The organism is Rhodopseudomonas sp. (assembly GCF_048594845.1).
Lineage (GTDB): Bacteria > Pseudomonadota > Alphaproteobacteria > Rhizobiales > Xanthobacteraceae > Rhodopseudomonas.
The window spans coordinates 1-1,525 of record NZ_JBMDXE010000217.1; the positions used below are offsets into that span (position 1 = coordinate 1).

1 protein-coding gene is annotated in these 1,525 nt (G+C 65.0%); it reads right to left on the reverse strand.

The genetic code is table 11. The features are described 5' to 3' along the window. Positions 1-122: 122 nt before the first annotated feature. On the reverse strand, positions 123-1,525 hold a 1,403-nt coding region (gene ureC, locus ACOJTD_RS14270; RefSeq protein ID WP_420133559.1), incomplete at its 5' end, for an urease subunit alpha.

Consider the following 1,525-nt stretch of genomic DNA (forward strand, 5'->3'; position numbering starts at 1 on the left):
GGCGCGGGCGGCGGGGGGGGGGGGCGGCGCGGCACCCCGGTGGATCACCACGGCATACGCGGGGCCCCGGATCTGCGCAGCGGCACTGCGTGCCGCGGCGCGTCCGGGGCACGCAGGCTTCATCAGAACATGAAGTAGCGCTGGGCCATCGGCAGCACTTCGGCGGGGGCACAGGTCAGCAGCTCGCCATCGGCGCGAACCTCGTAGGTCTCGGGATCGACCTCGAGCTTTGGCGTCGCATCATTGTGGATCATGCTCTTCTTGGAGATGCCGCCACGGACGTTGCTGATCGGATACAGCGTTTTCGCAATGCCGAGGTCGCGGGCCAAATTGCCGGCGGCGGCGGCCTGTGAGGTGAACACCACCGACGACGCCGTCAGCGCCTTGCCGAACGCGCCGAACATCGGCTGATAGTGCACCGGCTGCGGCGTCGGGATCGAAGCGTTGGGATCGCCCATCGGGGCGGCGACGATGCTGCCGCCCTTGATGATGCAATCCGGCTTGACGCCGAAGAACGCCGGCGACCACAGCACGAGGTCGGCCATCTTGCCGGTCTCGACCGAGCCGATCAGCTTCGACACGCCGTGGGCAATCGCCGGATTGATCGTGTACTTGGCGATGTAGCGCTTGACGCGGAAATTGTCATTACGCGCGGAGTCCTGCGAGAGTGCGCCGCGCTGCTTCTTCATCTTGTCGGCGGTCTGCCAGGTACGGATGATCACTTCGCCGAGCCGTCCCATCGCTTGGCTGTCCGACGACATCATCGAGAGCGCGCCGAGGTCGTGAAGAATATCTTCGGCCGCGATGGTTTCCTTGCGGATGCGGCTCTCGGCGAACGCCAGATCCTCGGCGATCGACGGATCGAGATGGTGACACACCATCAGCATGTCGAGATGCTCGTCGATGGTGTTTTTGGTGAACGGCCGCGTCGGATTGGTCGACGACGGCAGCACGTTTTCGAGCCCCGCCACCTTGATGATATCCGGCGCGTGGCCGCCGCCGGCGCCTTCGGTATGGAAGGCGTGAATGGTGCGGCCCTTGAACGCCTTCACGGTGTCTTCGACGAAGCCCGACTCGTTGAGCGTGTCGGTGTGGATCATCACCTGGATGTCGTATTCGTCGGCGACGGTGAGGCAGTTGTCGATCGCCGCCGGTGTCGTGCCCCAGTCCTCGTGCAGCTTGAGCGCGCAGGCCCCGCCTTCGATCATCTCCTTCAGCGGGCCGGGCAACGCGGCGTTGCCCTTGCCGGAGATGCCGAGATTGACCGGAAACGCATCGAACGACTGTATCATCCGGCCGATGTGCCACGGCCCCGGGGTGCAGGTGGTGGCGTAAGTGCCGTGCGAGGGTCCGGTGCCGCCGCCGAGCAAAGTGGTGACGCCGGAATAGAGCGCGTCGTCGATTTGTTGCGGACAGATGAAATGGATGTGCGAGTCGAAGCCGCCGGCGGTGATGATCTTACCCTCGCCCGCGATCACATCAGTGCCGGGGCCGATCGGGATGGTGACTCCGGGCTGGATGTCGG